The 16,139-nt window shown below is 65.0% G+C and carries 17 protein-coding genes; 13 read left to right on the top strand and 4 right to left on the bottom strand.

The annotated features are described in order from the left end of the window. Window positions 1-1,260, bottom strand: a complete 1,260-nt coding sequence (locus ACP159_RS02910; RefSeq protein WP_425098120.1) for a glycosyltransferase — start codon at window positions 1,258-1,260, stop codon at window positions 1-3. Window positions 1,261-1,409: 149 nt separating this feature from the next. Here ACP159_RS02910 and leuS point away from each other — a divergent pair, with 149 nt between their 5' ends. Genes leuS through holA form a run of 3 tightly spaced genes read left to right on the top strand, consistent with a single transcriptional unit; the run spans window position 1,410 to window position 5,464 of the window. Next, window positions 1,410-3,968: a leucine--tRNA ligase gene (gene leuS, locus ACP159_RS02915; RefSeq protein WP_425098121.1), complete on the top strand. Its 2,559-nt coding sequence runs from the start codon at window positions 1,410-1,412 to the stop codon at window positions 3,966-3,968. Continuing rightward, window positions 3,955-4,449 carry an LPS assembly lipoprotein LptE gene (lptE, locus tag ACP159_RS02920; protein ID WP_425098122.1) on the top strand — a complete coding sequence of 165 codons (495 nt, stop codon included), beginning with the start codon at window positions 3,955-3,957 and terminating at the stop codon, window positions 4,447-4,449. The genes leuS and lptE overlap by 14 nt, the downstream gene beginning before the upstream one ends. Continuing rightward, window positions 4,439-5,464 carry a DNA polymerase III subunit delta gene (gene holA, locus ACP159_RS02925; protein ID WP_425098123.1) on the top strand — a complete coding sequence of 342 codons (1,026 nt, stop codon included), beginning with the start codon at window positions 4,439-4,441 and terminating at the stop codon, window positions 5,462-5,464. Before lptE ends, holA begins: the two co-directional genes overlap by 11 nt. A 406-nt stretch (window positions 5,465-5,870) precedes the next feature. On the opposite strand, the gene ACP159_RS02930 is transcribed toward holA, so the two are convergent. Beyond that, on the bottom strand, window positions 5,871-6,185 hold the full coding sequence (locus ACP159_RS02930; protein ID WP_425098124.1) for a DUF1244 domain-containing protein: 315 nt from the start codon (window positions 6,183-6,185) through the stop codon (window positions 5,871-5,873). 33 nt (window positions 6,186-6,218) lie between these two features. After that, on the bottom strand, window positions 6,219-6,956 hold the full coding sequence (locus ACP159_RS02935) for an N-formylglutamate amidohydrolase (protein WP_425098125.1): 738 nt from the start codon (window positions 6,954-6,956) through the stop codon (window positions 6,219-6,221). A 169-nt stretch (window positions 6,957-7,125) separates the two neighbouring features. On the opposite strand from ACP159_RS02935, the gene pyk reads away from it, so the two are divergent. From pyk to ACP159_RS02975, 8 genes are all read left to right on the top strand, one after another. Beyond that, entirely contained in the window at window positions 7,126-8,571 is a 1,446-nt protein-coding gene (pyk, locus tag ACP159_RS02940) for a pyruvate kinase (protein ID WP_425098126.1), read from the top strand. Window positions 8,572-8,601: 30 nt separating this feature from the next. Continuing rightward, window positions 8,602-8,823: a hypothetical protein gene (locus ACP159_RS02945; protein ID WP_425098127.1), complete on the top strand. Its 222-nt coding sequence runs from the start codon at window positions 8,602-8,604 to the stop codon at window positions 8,821-8,823. 122 nt (window positions 8,824-8,945) lie between these two features. After that, complete coding sequence (gene rpmI, locus ACP159_RS02950; RefSeq protein ID WP_282301622.1) at window positions 8,946-9,146, top strand: 50S ribosomal protein L35; 201 nt, start codon at window positions 8,946-8,948, stop codon at window positions 9,144-9,146. A gap of 15 nt (window positions 9,147-9,161) precedes the next feature. Next, on the top strand, window positions 9,162-9,527 hold the full coding sequence (gene rplT / locus ACP159_RS02955; protein ID WP_425098128.1) for a 50S ribosomal protein L20: 366 nt from the start codon (window positions 9,162-9,164) through the stop codon (window positions 9,525-9,527). 176 nt (window positions 9,528-9,703) lie between these two features. Further along, a complete protein-coding gene (locus ACP159_RS02960) occupies window positions 9,704-11,182 on the top strand; it encodes a PLP-dependent aminotransferase family protein (protein ID WP_425098129.1) in 1,479 nt (492 codons plus the stop codon). A 10-nt stretch (window positions 11,183-11,192) separates the two neighbouring features. Continuing rightward, entirely contained in the window at window positions 11,193-12,125 is a 933-nt protein-coding gene (locus ACP159_RS02965; protein ID WP_425098130.1) for a bifunctional riboflavin kinase/FAD synthetase, read from the top strand. Further along, window positions 12,122-12,607 carry a YcgN family cysteine cluster protein gene (locus tag ACP159_RS02970; protein WP_425098131.1) on the top strand — a complete coding sequence of 162 codons (486 nt, stop codon included), beginning with the start codon at window positions 12,122-12,124 and terminating at the stop codon, window positions 12,605-12,607. The genes ACP159_RS02965 and ACP159_RS02970 overlap by 4 nt, the downstream gene beginning before the upstream one ends. Then, window positions 12,604-13,647: a threonine aldolase family protein gene (locus ACP159_RS02975; RefSeq protein WP_425098132.1), complete on the top strand. Its 1,044-nt coding sequence runs from the start codon at window positions 12,604-12,606 to the stop codon at window positions 13,645-13,647. Before ACP159_RS02970 ends, ACP159_RS02975 begins: the two co-directional genes overlap by 4 nt. Window positions 13,648-13,739: 92 nt before the next feature. Here ACP159_RS02975 and hspQ read toward each other — a convergent pair whose 3' ends face one another. Next, entirely contained in the window at window positions 13,740-14,066 is a 327-nt protein-coding gene (gene hspQ / locus ACP159_RS02980; RefSeq protein ID WP_136439995.1) for a heat shock protein HspQ, read from the bottom strand. A 272-nt stretch (window positions 14,067-14,338) separates the two neighbouring features. Here hspQ and ACP159_RS02985 point away from each other — a divergent pair, with 272 nt between their 5' ends. Beyond that, complete coding sequence (locus ACP159_RS02985; protein ID WP_425098133.1) at window positions 14,339-14,929, top strand: lytic transglycosylase; 591 nt, start codon at window positions 14,339-14,341, stop codon at window positions 14,927-14,929. A 79-nt stretch (window positions 14,930-15,008) separates the two neighbouring features. Beyond that, window positions 15,009-16,082, top strand: a complete 1,074-nt coding sequence (gene pheS / locus ACP159_RS02990) for a phenylalanine--tRNA ligase subunit alpha (RefSeq protein ID WP_425098134.1) — start codon at window positions 15,009-15,011, stop codon at window positions 16,080-16,082. The last annotated feature ends 57 nt before the right edge of the window (window positions 16,083-16,139 follow it).

Here is a 16,139-nt window from a genome sequence, read left to right on the forward strand (position 1 = left end):
TCAGTCGCGCACCGGCCGCGGATCGAGCGTGGCGAGTCGATCGACCCAGTCCAGGTGTTGCGGCAGGCAGACGGTTTTCAGGTCGTAGCGTTCCCGGGCAAAGCTGCGGGCGTTTGCGCCGAGCCGTTGCCGCGTGGCGGGATCGTCGAGCAGCGCGCAAAGCCGGTCGACCAGCGCCGTCCGGTCGAAGAAATCCACCATCCATCCGGTTTCGTCTTCGGTCAGGACCTCGCGCACGGGGTCTGTTCCGGAGGCCAGGATGGCACATTCCGCGCTCATCGCTTCCAGCAGGGACCAGGACAGCACGAAGGGGTATGTCAGGTAGACGTGCGCCGTGCTGACCTGCAACATGGACAGATACACCTCGTACGGCACCCGTCCGAGAAAATGCACCCGCTCCCAGCTTGGCGTCGGAATGCGGCCGCGCACCTCGTCGATGAAGATCTGTTTCCAGCTTTGCCCCTGCGGCGGTTTCGACCCGTAACTCACCTCATCCCCGCCGATCAGCACCACATGGGCGTTCGGACGGCGTTTGAGGATGTCGGGCAGGGCGCGCATGAAGATGTGATAGCCCCGATACGGCTCCAGGTTCCGGTTGATGAAGGTGATCACCTCGTCGGACCGTGTCAGGGTCAGCCCGTCGCGGACCTGCAGCGCGGCATCGGCCTTCGGCACCACCAGATCGGTATCCACGCCGTCATGCGCCACGGTGATCCGGTCCTGCCACGCCGCCGGAAAGCTCGCCGCCTGGAAGCGGGTGGGCGAAATGCCGGCGTCCATGATTTCCTCGTGCAGCCGGTTGTTGAGATTCTTCATTCTGATCCGCAGAGCATCCGCGCCGGGACTCTTCGACGGAAATTCGGGGTCGAAGTTCATGAAAGGCTTGGTCGTCAGGTGATAGAGTTCGCAGTAAAGCCCGAGCCGCGCCTGTGGCCAGACGTCCTTGAGGAACATCGACTCACCCCAGCCATGGTGCGCGCAGATCACGTCCGGTTCGAATCCCTGTGCCTTCAGCCCCAAGGCGCCCTGGTAGCAGGAGGTGCCGCGCAACAGCTTGGTCTCGAAATCCGACAGCCAGGGGTGGATGCCCTGCGTGCTGCTGCCTTTCACCGCGTAGGGAATGATGCGCACGCCCTTCCAGGTCTGCGGCTCCTTGACCTTGCAGGTCAGCGCCACGACCTCGTGACCCCGCGCCGCCAGCGCCGGGGCGAGATGCTTGTACTGGCCGGGAAAGTTCTGGTGGATCAGAAGGATTTTCATGGCGGCTCGGCCCCGGATGCTTTTTTCCAGTCTTCTTGCCATGCCCTGCGCTTCGGCGCAAATGGCGCGCTGCCCGCTCCGGCACTGGACGATTGCCGCGCGAGACCCTATCACGCCTGCCAAACCTGCCCGTCAGAGGATTGACCCGGATGTCCCGTTACGACCCCGCTTCCATCGAGCCGAAATGGCAAGCCGCCTGGGAAGAGGCGCAGACCTTCAAGGCCGTCCGCTCCGAGGACAAGCCGAAGTATTATGTGCTCGAGATGTTCCCCTATCCCTCGGGCCGCATCCACATCGGCCATGTGCGAAATTACACGATGGGAGACGTGATCGCCCGCTACAAGCTGTCGACCGGGCACAACGTCCTGCACCCGATGGGTTTTGACGCCTTCGGGATGCCGGCGGAAAACGCCGCGATGAAATCCGGCGGACATCCCAAGACCTGGACTTACGAGAACATCGACACGATGGTCGGCCAGATGAAGCCGCTGGGCTTTGGCCTCGACTGGTCGCGCATGTTCGCAACATGCGATCCGGAATATTACGGCCAGCAGCAAGCGCTTTTCATCGACTTCCTCGAAGAGGGCCTGGTCTATCGCAAGAACGCCGTGGTGAACTGGGACCCGGTGGACATGACCGTTCTTGCCAACGAGCAGGTCATTGACGGCTGCGGCTGGCGCTCCGGTGCGCCGGTCGAGCGCAAGGAGCTGACACAATGGTTCTTCAAGATCTCCGACATGAGCGGGGAGCTTCTCGACGCGCTCGAAACGCTTGACGACTGGCCCGCGAAGGTGCGGCTGATGCAGGAGAACTGGATCGGGCGCTCGCGCGGCCTGCAGTTTGCCTTCTCCACCGTCGATGCGCCGGAAGGATTCGACCGCATCGAGGTCTATACCACCCGTCCCGACACGCTCATGGGCGCGTCCTTTGTCGGCATTTCCCCGGACCATCCGCTCGCCAAGCACCTTGAAGCCTCCGATCCCGAGGTGGCAAAGGTCGTGGCAGAGATGCGCAAGGGCGGCACCACCGCAGAGGCCATCGAGAAGGCGGAGAAGCTCGGCTACAACACGGGCCTGACCGTACGCCATCCCTTTGACACCGCCTGGGAGTTGCCGATCTACATCGCGAACTTCATCCTCATGGACTACGGCACCGGCGCGATCTTCGGCTGCCCCGGCCATGACCAGCGCGATCACGACTTCTGCACCAAATACGACCTGCCGATCATCGACACCTTCCTTCCCGTCGATGGCGAGCACGACATCCAGAAAGCCCCCTTCGTCCCGGCGAAGTCCGAGAAGGTCCGATACACCCGTCTCGTCGCTGGTGAAGAGATCCAGACCGGCGAGCAGGGGGTCGAGGCGACCATCGACTTTTGCGAAAAGAATGGCGTCGGTCAGGGCGTGACGAAATACCGCCTGCGCGACTGGGGCCTGTCGCGTCAGCGCTACTGGGGTTGCCCGATACCGGTTGTCCATTGCGAGACCTGCGGCGTGGTGCCGGAGAAGAAGGCGAACCTGCCGGTCCGCCTTCCCGATGACGTGACGTTCGACATTCCGGGCAATCCTCTGGATCGTCACCCGACCTGGCGCGACTGCGCCTGCCCGTCTTGTGGCAAGCCTGCGCAGCGCGAGACGGACACGATGGACACCTTCGTCGATTCCTCCTGGTACTTCACCCGCTTCACCGCGCCGCGTGCGACGACCCCGACGGACATGGCCGAAGCGGACTACTGGATGAACGTCGACCAGTACATCGGCGGCATCGAGCACGCGATCCTGCACCTTCTCTACTCGCGCTTCTTCGCGCGGGGCATGATCAAGACCGGCCACCTGCCGGAGAAATCCGCCGAGCCGTTCAACGCGCTGTTCACGCAGGGTATGGTGACGCACGCGATCTACCAGACGAAGAACGCAGAAGGTCGCCCGGTCTATCATTATCCCGAAGCGGTCGAGTTGCGCGATGGCAAGGCGTTCCTGAAGGACGGCGGCGAGGAGGTGCAGATCATTCCCTCAGCCAAGATGTCGAAGTCGAAGAACAACGTTGTCGACCCGGTAGAGATCATCAGCACCTACGGCGCCGACACCGCCCGCTGGTTCGTCCTTTCCGACAGCCCGCCCGAGCGCGACGTCGAATGGACTGCCGCCGGGGCCGAGGCCGCGAACAAGCACCTTGCCCGCGTCTTCCGCATCGCGTCGGAAATCGCGGCGAGCGACGTGCCGCCGACCAACGAGGACGAGGCGCTTCTCAAGGAGACGCACAAAGTCATTCATGACGTGACCATGGGCGTGGAATCCTTCGGCTTCAACGCGGCGATTGCCAAACTCTACGGCTTCACCAACACCCTCTCGAAGTCCCGCGCCGGGACGGAGGCCAAGGCCTTTGCGGCCAAGACCCTTGCCCAGCTCATGGCCCCGATGACCCCGCACCTCGCCGAGGAAATCTGGCAGATGCTCGGCGGTGAGGGCCTGATCGCGAACGCCACCTGGCCCAAGGCAGACGAGGCCATGCTGGTGGAAGACAGCGTGACCCTGCCAATCCAGGTCAATGGCAAACGGCGGGGCGAGATCACCGTTCCGAAGGACATGGCCAAGGAAGAGGTTGAAAAACTCGTCCTCGCGCACGAAGCTGTGGTGAAGTCCCTCGACGGGGCGGAGCCGAAGAAGCTGATCGTGGTGCCGGGGCGGATCGTCAATGTGGTTGTCTAGAAGGCAGTTTGTCCTGTCGGGGCTGGCGTTTGCCGGCCTGTCGGCCTGCGGCTTCACCCCGGTTTACGGACCGGGGGGGACGGGCAACAGGCTGCTGGGCAAGGTGGCCCTCGACACGCCCGAAACGCCGGGCGACTACCTGTTCAACCGCCGGTTCGAGGAGCGGATGGGACGGGCATCCGGGCCATATCTGCTCAGCGTGAGCAAATCCGTGGACCAGCAGGACCTCGGCAGCACGACCTCCGGCAACACCACGCGCTACCGCCTGCTGGCGCGGGCGCAGTATGCGCTCAAGGATGCCGGCGGGGTGATCCTGCTCTCCGGCAAGACCGACGCGTTTTCCGGGTATTCGACGACCGGCTCCACCGTGGCAACGCTGGCGGCGGAGCGGGATGCGACGGAGCGGCTGATGATCCTGCTTGCCGATCAGGTGATCGACCGGCTGATCCTCGACGCCTACGACCTGCCTGATGAAGCTTAACCCTCGGGACGCCAACGCCTTTTTCGCGAAGCCCGACCCGAAGGTCGCGGCGCTGCTGATCTATGGCGAGGACACCATGCGGGTGGCCATGAAGCGGCAGGAGGTGATCGGCAACATCACCGGGCCGGGGGCAGAGGAGGAGATGCGGCTGACGCGCATTCCCGGCGCGGAGCTGCGCAAGGAACCGGCAATGCTGCTGGACGCAGTGAAGGCGCAGGGGTTCTTTCCCGGGCCGCGGGCGGTGCTGGTGGAGGAGGCGTCGGACGGGTTGGCGCCGGTGGTCAAGATGGCGCTGGAGGACTGGCGCGAGGGCGATGCACAGATCGTCGTGACGGCAGGACAACTGGCCGCGAAATCGGCGTTGCGCAAGTTGTTCGAGACCAGCAGGACCGCATACGCCGCGGGGCTTTACAACGATCCGATGGGGCGTGCCGAGATCGAGGCGGAGCTGGCGCGGGCCGGACTTCAGGAGGTTCCGCGCGACGCGATGGGTGCATTGGAAGGGCTGGCCCGGAGTCTGACACCCGGGGATTTCAGGCAGACGCTGGAAAAGATCGCGCTATACAAGCTGGACGATCCTGCCCCGCTGACCACCGAAGAGGTGGAACTGATGGCACCGGCCTCCGTCGAGGCGGAAATGGACGAGATATTTCATGTGCTTGCGGAAGGGCGCACGGGCGACATCGCACCAGTGATGCAACGGCTCGCGGCGCAGGGCGTCGCCCCGGTCACCCTGCTCATCATGGGGATGCGGCACTTCCGGGTGTTGTTTGCGCTGGCGTCTGCACCCGGTGGTCCGGCGCAGGGGATCGGGCGGCTGCGTCCGCCGCTGTTCGGGCCGCGCCGAGACCGGATGCTGCGGCAGGCACAGGGCTGGCGGGTTGCGCGTCTGGAGGAGGCGCTGGAGCTGATCATGGAGACGGACCTCACGATCCGGTCCGCCGGGCAGAAGGCCCCGGCCATGGCGCTGGTCGAGCGGGCGTTCGTGCGGCTGGCGTATATGGCGACGCGGTAGCCCGGGCGGCCAGGATTGTGGCACCGCACGGTGGGGTTAACGCGGCGCGCGGTGCTCAACCTGTCCAGATGTGGTGTACCGTTCGCGTTTGACCACAAGGCAGGGGCGAGGACCGAAGGGCCCATCGACAGGATTGCCCGGAGTTTGGTGCGATTCGGCGCGAGTTTTGTACATATTCCCGAAAGATGATATCTGAAATCGGAGGATTTGCCCGTAAAGTGGCTCGGCGTGCCGGAAATATGGTTAACGGGCGGATGTGTCGCAAGGGGAGGCGCGGGGCATAGCCCCGCCCTTCGGCGGTGCTTTTTTGCCATCGTCCGACGTGTCCGAACGCACGGGTCGGACCGAGTGTTCTCGAAGAGAAGAAAAGGGGGTGCGGGGCAGATGGGCCGCCCCGCGCCGGAGATCAGGACTTGTCCGTGACGTTCTCCTTGAAGGCCACGTCGAAAGCGGCCTGTTTTTCCGGGCTGGCGGCAGTCTGGTTCTGCCTCTTCCAGTCGTCGTAGGGCATCCCGTAATAAATCTCGCGGGCCTCTTCCTTGCCCATCTCGATGCCGCGCGCGTTGGCGGCCTCCTGATACCAGCGCGACAGGCAGTTGCGGCAGAAGCCGGCGAGGTTCATCAGGTCGATGTTCTGCACGTCGGCGCGGTCTTCCATCAGGTGCTGCCGGAGGCGGCGGAAGGCGGCGGCTTCCAGTTCGGTGCGGGTCAAGTCGTCCATCAGTTCATCTCCCATTCATTCATCTCGTGTAAGTCAGTCGGGCACCCGCGCAAGGGCCTCTCGCAGCATCGGCGCCAGACGCTGCCCCCAGAGCTCCTGCGTGGCTTCGGAACGGATCAGGTCGTTGCGGACCTCGATCAGCGTGTTGTTCCGTCCGTGGTGCAGGGCGTGGCGGTCGATGGCGTCGCCGGGCAGGTGGCCCGGGTAAGGCTGGTTGCGGCCGACGACGAGATCGGGCTCGGCTTCGAGCAGCGCGATGAAGGGATCGGAAAGGCGCCGGTCCCAGGCGTGCAGGATGCCGATGTGCCAGGGACGCGGCGGACGACCGCGCAGCTGGTGGGTGAAACTGTGCACGGCGACGATGACGGTATCGTCCCGCCGCGCCGCGAGACGGGCGTAGGCCTCGTGGTAGGGGCGGTAATACGCGTTGAGGCGGCGCTCCCTTTCCGCGGCATCCGCGTGACGGTTCGCGGGGATGATGGAGCCGTCGTAGAGCTTCATCAGGAGGGTCGGATCATCTTCGCCGCGGTTCGGGTCGATCACGAGGCGGGAGAAGTTGGACAAAAGCACCGGGGCGTTCAGCGCCCTGCCGAGCGCCAGGGATACTCCCGCGGCACCGGGATCGTAGGCGATGTGCCGGGTCATGTCCGCCTCCGGCAGGCCGAGGCTTTCGCCGATGTCCGGCGGGACGGTGTTGGTCGCGTGGTCGCAGGTGATCAGCCAGCGGCTTTCGCGATCCTCGCCGTGGATGTGATAGGGTTGGTATGTCATGGTCACGTTATCTCTTGCATGCAACAGATAGGCCAGATCGGAAGCAAAGGGAATTGCGGGCGGTGGTCCTGCGTGTTAGCGGTAACGCAACGTCCGGGCGGATGCGGCGCGACCTTGCCAAGCCGCCTTTCGTCCTGCCATATGTGACTGCCGCGCCAGGAGAGACACCATGAAAAGAGATCGCAACGTCAAGATCGTCGCGACGCTGGGACCGGCGAGTTCCACCTACGAGATGATCCGAAGCCTGCACGAGGCCGGGGCCGACGTGTTCCGCCTGAACATGAGCCACGGCACCCATGCGGAACTGGCCGAACGGCATCGCATCATCCGGCAGGTCGAGAAGGACCTCGACAGCCCGATCGCCATCCTTGCGGACCTGCAGGGGCCGAAACTGCGCGTCGGCGTGTTCGAGAACGGCGAGGAAGAACTGGAGTGGGGCGAGACCTTCCGGCTGGATCTCGACGAGACACCTGGCACGCACAAGCGCGTGAACCTGCCGCATCCGGAGATCTTCGCCGCGCTTCAGGTCGGGGCGCACCTGCTGGTGAACGACGGCAAGATCCGCCTCCGGGTGGAGGAATGCGGTGAGGACTTCGCCAATTGCACGGTGATCGCGGGCGGCACGATTTCCAACCGCAAGGGCGTGAACGTGCCGGACGTGGTGCTGCCGCTGGCGGCACTGTCGGAGAAGGACCGCAGCGATCTGGAATTCGCCTGTGCACTGGGCGTCGACTGGCTGGCGCTGAGCTTCGTGCAGCGGCCGGCGGACGTCTGGGAGGCGCGTGAGCTGGCCGATGGCCGGGCCGCGATCCTGTCGAAAATCGAGAAGCCGGCGGCGGTGCAGGCGTTCGACGAGATTCTGGCGGTGTCCGACGGGATCATGGTGGCGCGGGGCGATCTAGGGGTCGAACTGCCCGTGCAGAACGTGCCGCCGATCCAGAAGCGGCTGGTGCGCAAATGCCGGGCGGCGGCGAAGCCGGTGATCGTTGCGACTCAGATGCTCGAATCGATGATCGAGTCGCCGATGCCGACCCGGGCCGAGGTGTCGGATGTGGCAACGGCGATCTACGAGGGCACCGATGCCATCATGCTGTCGGCGGAATCGGCGGCGGGGCAATACCCGGTCGAGGCCGTGACGACGATGAACAACGTGGCGATCGAGGTGGAGAGCGATCCGACCTACCGCGAAATCCTCGAGGCCTCGCGCCATGCCAAGCGGGTGTCGGTGGCGGATGGAATCGTGGCCGCCGCGCGGGAGATTGCGGAAACGACGGACATCAAGGCGATCTGCTGCTTCACCTCCTCCGGGACGACCTCGGCGTTGGTCGGGCGCGAGCGGCCGCGGGTGCCGATCATCGCCATGACCTCGCTGCGCGGCACCGCGCGGCGGCTGTCGCTGCACTGGGGCACGATGACGGTGATGACCGGCGAGCTCCAGCGGTTCAAGCAGGCGGTGGTCAACGCGGCGCGGGCGGCGCGCAAGCATGGCTTTGCCGAGGAGCACGATCAGATCGTGGTGACCGCCGGTGTGCCGTTCAACGTGCCGGGGTCCACGAACATCCTGCGCGTTGCGCCCTGTGACGAGCGTTTGATCTACAGCACCGATCCGGAGTAGTCTGTTAACGACAGTTAACAGGAGTCCAGAATGGATCCGGATACGACATTGGTGGTCGGCATGGTTCTGGCCGTGCTGGCCATTCCGGCGATCGTGTCTGCCTTTTCCGAAGGGCGGGCGCCCCGGGTGGCGGCGATCGTCGTGATCGTGGCGGGCGGGCTGATGGTCTACGCCATCCAGAAGAAGGAAGGCGGGTATCGCTTCGGCGATCTGCCGAACGTCGTCTACCACGTCATTGGCGATCTGATCTGAGCGCAGCGCCAAGGCGCGGAAAATCCCTTGCCAAATATGGATCGCGCCTCTATACGGCGCGCTCCAACCGTGCGTCCGGCCGAAGAGGCATGCCGAGTCGTGCGACGTAGAAGGAGACCGAAATGCCCAAGATGAAGACGAAGTCGAGCGCCAAGAAGCGCTTCAAGGTCAGTGCGACCGGGAAGGTGATCGCAGGTCAGGCCGGCAAGCGCCACGGCATGATCAAGCGCCACAAGAAATTCATCCGCGACGCGCGCGGCACGACGGCCCTGTCTGCCCCCGACGCCAAGATCGTCAAGGGCTACATGCCCTACGACCGCTAATCAGGAGAATTCGCTATGTCCCGAGTCAAAGGCGGAACCGTCACGCACGCGCGTCACAAGAAGGTCATCAAGGCTGCGAAAGGCTACTATGGCCGTCGCAAGAGCTCCTTCAAGGTCGCAACCCAGGCCGTCGACAAGGCCAACCAGTACGCAACCCGTGACCGGAAGCAGCGCAAGCGCAACTTCCGGGCACTGTGGATCCAGCGGATCAACGCCGCTGTCCGCGCCCACGACGAAGCGCTGACCTACTCCCGGTTCATCAACGGCCTGAACAAGGCCGGGATCGAAGTGGACCGCAAGGTGCTCGCCGATCTCGCCGTGCACGAGCCGGCGGCCTTCGCCGCCATCGTCGACCAGGCGAAAGGTGCCCTGGCCGCCTGAGGCCACGCGCATCGCAGACATCGCAAACCCCGCCCGGTCCATGCCGTGGCGGGGTTTTTCGTCTCGCGGGGATTCCCTCCCCCTTGGGGAGGGTTGGGGTGGGGGAGCGCAAACCCGGAAATGCGCCTGTGTATATCCAGATTGCGCCCGGTATCGGCCCAGATTACCGTGCCGCCATGGCCATTCCCGTCGAAACCTTCCGCCTTCCCCCGGACATGCAGGGCACGCTGCAGGCGCGCATCCAGCAGATGGTGGCGGAGGGCATCCTGTCGGGTCGGTTCCGGCCCGGGGAAAAGCTGCCGTCCAGCCGGGGTCTTGCCCGGCACCTAGGGGTCAGCCGGATCACCGTGACGCTGGCTTACACCGAGCTTCTCGCCAACGATTACCTGACGTCGCGCGGACGGTCGGGCTATTTCGTCAGCGAGGGCGCTCCGCAGCCGCCGGATTTCGGGCCGCTGGCACCAAGACAGGACAGCGTCGACTGGAACCGCGCCTTTGCTCAGCGGTTCACCGGCGGGCCGAGCCTCAGCATGGACAAGCCCGCGGACTGGGCCAGCTTCCGCTATCCGTTCATCTACGGGCAGGCCGACCCGAAGCTGTTCGATCACGCCAACTGGCGGCTTTGCGCGACACAGGCACTTGGCGTGCGGGATTTCACCGCGCTGACGCAGGACCAGTTCGATCAGGACGATCCGGAGCTGGTGAGCTTCATCGCCCGCCACACGCTGCCGCGCCGGGGTATCCAGGCCGGACCGGAGGAGATTCTCATCACCATGGGGGCGCAGAATGCCCTCTGGCTGGCGGCGCAGGTGTTGGCGGCACGCGGGCGGCGCGTGGCGGTGGAGAACCCCTGTTACCCGGCGCTGCGCGAGATCCTGCGGCAATGCGGAGCGCAGGTGTCCGCCGTCGATGTCGACCAGGAAGGCCTGCCGCCGGAGGCGATCCCGGACGGGACGCAGGTGATCTTCACGACGCCGAGTCACCAGTGCCCGACTTCCGCAACCTTGCCGGTCCGGCGGCGGGAGGCGCTGTTGGCACGGGCCTCTTCGCTGAACGCGCTGATCGTGGAGGACGACTACGAGTTCGAGATGTCCTTCCTCAAGCCGCCAAGTCCCGCGCTCAAGAGCCTCGATCAGGAGGGGCGAGTGGTCTACGTCGGCAGCTTCTCTAAGTCGCTGTTCCCCGGGTTGCGGCTCGGCTATCTGGTCGGCTCCGTATCCTTCATCCGCGAGGTCCGGGCGCTGCGGGCGAGCAGCCTGCGCCATCCGCCCGGGCACATCCAGCGCACCGCCGCCTATTACCTGAGCCTTGGCCATTATGACGCGCAGATCCGCCGCATGGGGCGGGCGCTTGGCGAACGGCGCAAGGTGATGGAACAGGCAATCGCGGCGCATGGGCTGGAGGTGGCCGGGAAAGGGGCACATGGCGGCTCGAGCATCTGGATGGTCGCGCCGGAAGGGGTGGACAGCCGGGGGCTGGCCCTCGACCTGCGCCGCGAGAGTGTGCTGATCGAGCCTGGAACGCCGTTCTTCGCCGGAGAGGCGCCTCCGCGCCACTACTACCGGCTTGGCTATTCCTCGATCCCCTCGGAGCGCATCGAAGCGGGCATCGCGCGCATCGCTGCGGCGCTTGCGCCTGCCCGGCAGGCGGGCTAACCCGGGTGCCATGAGGATTATTCGCGATTATCAGTACGTCCGCCCGGAAGATCGGGGTGCCAGCGTCGCCATCGGCAATTTCGACGGCGTGCACCTTGGTCATCAGGCGGTGATAGAGCTGGCGCACAAGGCCGCGCCGGAGGCCAAGCTTGGCGTGCTGACTTTCGAGCCGCACCCGCGCGAGTATTTCGCCCCCGATGCGCCGCCCTTCCGGCTGATGAGCGCGGAGGCGCGGGCGTCGCGGTTGGAGAAGCTGGGCGTCCAGCGGCTGTATCAGCTGAATTTCAACACGGCCTTGGCGTCTTTGACTCCCCGCGAGTTTGCACAGCGGGTGATCGTGGACGGGCTTGGGCTGTGTCACGTGGTCGTGGGTGCGGACTTCTGTTTCGGCAAGGGGCGGGCCGGATCGGTGGCGGATCTCAAGGCGTTCGGCGCGGAGATGGGCTTTGGCGTGACCGTGGCGGAGCTGCTGGAGGCGGGCGGCGAGGAGATTTCCTCCACCGCCATTCGCACCGCTCTGTCCGAAGGGCGGCCCCGCGACGCGAAGGCGGGTCTTGGCCACTGGCACCGGATCGAAGGCGAGGTGATCGGCGGTGAGCAACGGGGCCGCGTGCTCGGTTATCCGACCGCGAACATGAGCATCGACGGGCTGCACCCGCCCGCCTTCGGCGTTTATGCGGTGCTGGTCGAGGTCATGGACGGGCGGCACAAGGGCAAGTACCACGGCGCGGCGTCAGTTGGCGTGCGGCCGATGTTCGACGGGCAGTTCCCGAACATCGAGACCTTCCTGTTCGATTTTACCGGCGATCTTTATGGCGCAACCTTGTCCGTGGGGCTGGTGGAGTACCTGCGGCCCGAGCTGAAGTTCGACAGCCTCGACGCCCTGATCGCGCAGATGGACGCGGATTGCACGCAGGCGCGCGCCATCCTCTCGGCGCTATGAGCGGCGATCCGATCCGGCGGGACGGGCTCGCGCCCCGCTTCTGGGAGCGCAAGAAACTCACCGACCTCAATCCGCAGGAGTGGGAAGCGCTGTGCGACGGCTGTGGCAAGTGCTGTCTGAACAAGCTGGAGGACGAGGAGACGGGCGAGGTCGCCCTGACCCGCGTGGCTTGCCGCCTGTTCGACGATACCACCTGCCGCTGCGCGCAATACCCGATCCGGCACCAGTTCGTGCCCGAATGCATCGTGATGAAACCGTCGAACATCGACCAGCACGCCTACTGGATGCCGGAGACCTGCGCGTACAAGCGGCTGTACGAGGGCAAATCCTTGCCCGACTGGCACCCGCTGCTGACCGGCACGCCGGAGAGCGTCCACGAGGCAGGCGTCTCCATGCGCCATCGCACCGTCGCCGAGTTCGAGGTGTCGGACGAGGACTGGGAAGACCACATCATCGAGGAACCCTTGGGAGACAGGCCATGAATTTTGCATCCGACAATGGCGGCCCCGTGCATCCGAAGGTACTGGAGGCGCTCGCGGCGGCGAATGACGGCTATGCCATGGGCTATGGCAACGATCCTCTGACGGCTGAGGTGGTGCAGGGCATCCGCGATCTGTTCGAGGCCCCGGAGGCGGCGGTCTACCTCGTGGGTCTCGGGACGGCGGGCAACGTGCTGGCGCTGTCGAGCCTGGTGCAGCCTTATGATACGGCGTTCTGCACGCCGATGGCGCATATCAACGTGGACGAGTGCAATGCGCCGGAGTTCTACACGAGCGGGGCAAAGCTGACGCTGGTGCCGGGGACAGACGTGATGACGCCGGAGGCGCTGCGGGCGGCGATAGCGGCGGAGGGCACGCGGGGCGTACACGGGCCGCAGCGCGGGGCGGTGTCCTTGACCACCGTGACCGAAGAGGGGAACGTCTATGCGCTGGAGCGCTTGCAGGCGCTCTGCGACGTGGCGAAAGGGTTCGGCCTGCCCGTGCATCTCGACGGGGCGCGGTTTGCCAATGCCTGCGTGGCGTTGGGCTGCACGCCTGCGGAGATGTCATGGAAGCGTGGCGTGGACGTCGCGGTCTTCGGCGGCACCAAGAACGGCCTGATGGGGGTCGAGGCGGTGATCCTGTTCGATCCGAAGAAGGCCCGGGAGTTTGAATTGCGCCGAAAGCGCGGGGCGCAGCTCTATTCCAAGCATCGGTATCTGGCGGCGCAGATGAAGGCGTATCTGGACGGCGACCTGTGGAAGGATCTTGCGACACGGGCAAACCGGCAGGGCGCGGCGCTGCGGGCCGGAATCGAGGCGGCGGGGCTGGAGGTTGTGAACGCCACTCAGGCCAACATGGTGTTCTTCCGCGCCACCGGGGCGCAGCACAGGGCATTGAAAGCGGGGGGTGCGGTCTATCACATCTACGGCGCCGAGCCTGCGGGCGATGACGGCATGGCGATCGGGCGGCTGGTTTGCGATTGGTCGATGAGCGACGCCGCTGTCGCGCAGTTCCTGTCCATGCTGCGCGACGTGGCGTAGGGCGGGGCTGCGCCCCGCAGGCAGGACAGGACTGGCGGGGCTGTGCCCTGCGCCCAGGACCAGACGTGGCCGGCCGTGCCCCGCGCTTGCGGTCAGTTCAGCTGGAAGTGCAGCGCGTAGCTGCCGTCCTCGAAGGCGCCGAACAGGTCCGGAATGTCCGGATGGTCCACCGGCTCGCCGGAATAGTCGGCGACGAGGTTCTGCTCGGACACATAGGCCACGTAGAAGCTTTGATCGTTCTCCGCCAGTAGGTGATAGAACGGTTGCTGCTTCTTGGGCCGGGAGTCCTCGGGGATGGCCTGATACCACTCTTCGGTGTTGGCGAACTGCGGATCGACGTCGAACACCACGCCCCGGAACGGGTGCTTGCGGTGCCGGACGACCTGGCCCAGATGATATTTTGCGCGTTCACGGATCATGACATACCTCTCAAGGTCAATTAAAATTCAAAAACGGCGAAGAGTCCAACTTTTGGACACAAAATCGCCGGAAACACATTGTGAAGCGGTTACCAACAGTGCGTATGAGAATAGCGAAATTCTCGCCAGTTCAAGCCCCTGCACGTACGCTCTTCCGGCGCCCCACGCAACGCCCCGCCCAAAGCTCCGGCCTTTCGGAATTGTCATTTCCCCTCGCCCGCCAATCGGCTATTGTGTGTCAAAACACTATAAAAACATGAGGCGAGAGGCAGATGAGCAAGTGGCTTCGCGCGTTGGTGATCGTCCTGCTGGCCGCGTCCTGCGGCGGTGGTGGATCGGGGTCGGCGCCCCGGGATCTCGACAATGCGTGTTCGATTCTCAAGCAGCGGCGCGGCTACATGTCCGCGTTCAAGGCGGCTGAGCGGAAGTGGGGCGTGCCGGTGCACGTCCAGATGGCGACAATTTACCAGGAGAGCAAGTTCATCTCCGACGCGCGGACTCCTCTGCGATTCACCCTCGGGGTGATTCCCGTCGGGCGGCAGAGTTCGGCCTATGGTTATTCGCAAGCGCTGGACGGGACGTGGAAGGAATACCTCGCGTCCACCGGCAACCGCCGCGCCCGGCGTGATGACATTCGGGATGCGACGGATTTCATGGGTTGGTACATGGCACAGTCCCGGGACCAGCTGGGGATCTCGCTGACCGATGCCCGCTCGCATTACCTCGCGTATCACGAGGGGCGGACAGGCTTCCGCAACGGCTCCTACAATTCCAAGGCCTGGTTGCTGCGCGTGTCCTCCGAGGTGGGCGAGCGGTCGCTGGTCTACGAGCAGCAACTGCGCTCCTGCCGGAACCTGCGCTGAGGGTGGTGCGGGCCGCCCTCGCGGCTTGCATTCCGTTTCTTCTGTGGTAACTCCCGGGCGTCCAGTCCGGAGAGATGAGATGCAAGAGCTGCGCGACAAGTATATTTCCGCTATCAGTGAGGCTTCGGACGAGGCCGGGCTGGAGGCGCTGCGCCTCGCCGCCGTGGGCAAGAAAGGCGAGATCAGCCTGAAGATGCGCGAGCTTGGAACCATGTCGCCCGAAGAGCGGCAGGTGGCCGGGCCTGCTCTGAATGCGCTCAAGGACGAGATCAACGCGGCACTGGCGGCGAAGAAGGTGGCGCTGGGCGATCTGGCGCTGAACGAGCGGCTGAAGGCGGAATGGCTGGACGTGACGCTGCCGGTGCGGCCGCAGCGGGTCGGCTCCATTCACCCGGTGAGCCAGGTGACCGAGGAGGTCACCGCGATCTTCGCCGACATGGGATTTGCCGTGGCCGAGGGGCCGCAGGTGGACAGCGACTGGTACAACTTCGATGCGCTTAACATCCCCGGGCACCACCCGGCGCGGGCGGAGATGGACACATTCTACATGCACCGCGCCGCGGGGGATAACCGTCCGCCGCATGTGCTGCGCACCCATACCTCGCCGGTGCAGATCAGGCATATGGAGGCGCACGGCGCGCCCTGCCGGATCATCTGCCCGGGTCGGGTGTACCGCGCCGATTACGACCAGACGCACACGCCGATGTTCCATCAGGTCGAGGGGCTTGCCATCGACCGCGATATTTCGATGGCGAACCTCAAGTGGGTGCTGGAGGAGTTCTTTGCCGCCTTCTTCGAAATCGACGGCATCAAGACCCGCTTCCGCGCCTCGCATTTCCCTTTCACGGAGCCGTCCGCCGAGGTGGATATCCAATGTTCATGGGAAGGCGGTCAGCTGAAGATCGGCGAGGGCGACGGCTGGCTTGAGGTTCTGGGCTCCGGCATGGTGCATCCGAAGGTGCTGTCGGCGGCGGGCGTGGACCCGGCGGAGTGGCAGGGATTTGCATTTGGCATGGGGATCGACCGGATCGCGATGCTGAAATACGGCATCCCGGATCTGCGGGCGTTCTTTGACAGCGACCTGCGCTGGCTGCGGCACTACGGCTTTGCATCGCTGGATGTGCCGACGCTGCATGGTGGTTTGTCGCGCTAGCACTCGAAGAGGAGTTTCGCCGGGGGGGGGGACGGCGAGCCGCGCGGGGCGCGCCGG

It is taken from the genome of Tropicibacter sp. S64, assembly GCF_049803835.1.
In the GTDB taxonomy this organism is placed as follows: domain Bacteria; phylum Pseudomonadota; class Alphaproteobacteria; order Rhodobacterales; family Rhodobacteraceae; genus Pacificoceanicola.

What these genes read in the sequence shown, in the direction of transcription:
- hspQ (WP_136439995.1), bottom strand. Translation starts at nt 14,066, where the DNA reads ATGATCCGTGAACGCGCAAAATATCATCTGGGCCAGGTCGTCCGGCAC.
- pyk (WP_425098126.1), top strand. Translation starts at nt 7,126, where the DNA reads ATGAAAAGAGATCGCAACGTCAAGATCGTCGCGACGCTGGGACCGGCG.
- lptE (WP_425098122.1), top strand. Translation starts at nt 3,955, where the DNA reads ATGTGGTTGTCTAGAAGGCAGTTTGTCCTGTCGGGGCTGGCGTTTGCC.
- ACP159_RS02965 (WP_425098130.1), top strand. Translation starts at nt 11,193, where the DNA reads ATGAGGATTATTCGCGATTATCAGTACGTCCGCCCGGAAGATCGGGGT.
- ACP159_RS02985 (WP_425098133.1), top strand. Translation starts at nt 14,339, where the DNA reads ATGAGCAAGTGGCTTCGCGCGTTGGTGATCGTCCTGCTGGCCGCGTCC.
- leuS (WP_425098121.1), top strand. Translation starts at nt 1,410, where the DNA reads ATGTCCCGTTACGACCCCGCTTCCATCGAGCCGAAATGGCAAGCCGCC.
- ACP159_RS02910 (WP_425098120.1), bottom strand. Translation starts at nt 1,260, where the DNA reads ATGAAAATCCTTCTGATCCACCAGAACTTTCCCGGCCAGTACAAGCAT.
- ACP159_RS02935 (WP_425098125.1), bottom strand. Translation starts at nt 6,956, where the DNA reads ATGACATACCAACCCTATCACATCCACGGCGAGGATCGCGAAAGCCGC.
- rpmI (WP_282301622.1), top strand. Translation starts at nt 8,946, where the DNA reads ATGCCCAAGATGAAGACGAAGTCGAGCGCCAAGAAGCGCTTCAAGGTC.
- pheS (WP_425098134.1), top strand. Translation starts at nt 15,009, where the DNA reads ATGCAAGAGCTGCGCGACAAGTATATTTCCGCTATCAGTGAGGCTTCG.
- holA (WP_425098123.1), top strand. Translation starts at nt 4,439, where the DNA reads ATGAAGCTTAACCCTCGGGACGCCAACGCCTTTTTCGCGAAGCCCGAC.
- ACP159_RS02970 (WP_425098131.1), top strand. Translation starts at nt 12,122, where the DNA reads ATGAGCGGCGATCCGATCCGGCGGGACGGGCTCGCGCCCCGCTTCTGG.
- ACP159_RS02975 (WP_425098132.1), top strand. Translation starts at nt 12,604, where the DNA reads ATGAATTTTGCATCCGACAATGGCGGCCCCGTGCATCCGAAGGTACTG.
- rplT (WP_425098128.1), top strand. Translation starts at nt 9,162, where the DNA reads ATGTCCCGAGTCAAAGGCGGAACCGTCACGCACGCGCGTCACAAGAAG.
- ACP159_RS02930 (WP_425098124.1), bottom strand. Translation starts at nt 6,185, where the DNA reads ATGGACGACTTGACCCGCACCGAACTGGAAGCCGCCGCCTTCCGCCGC.
- ACP159_RS02945 (WP_425098127.1), top strand. Translation starts at nt 8,602, where the DNA reads ATGGATCCGGATACGACATTGGTGGTCGGCATGGTTCTGGCCGTGCTG.
- ACP159_RS02960 (WP_425098129.1), top strand. Translation starts at nt 9,704, where the DNA reads ATGGCCATTCCCGTCGAAACCTTCCGCCTTCCCCCGGACATGCAGGGC.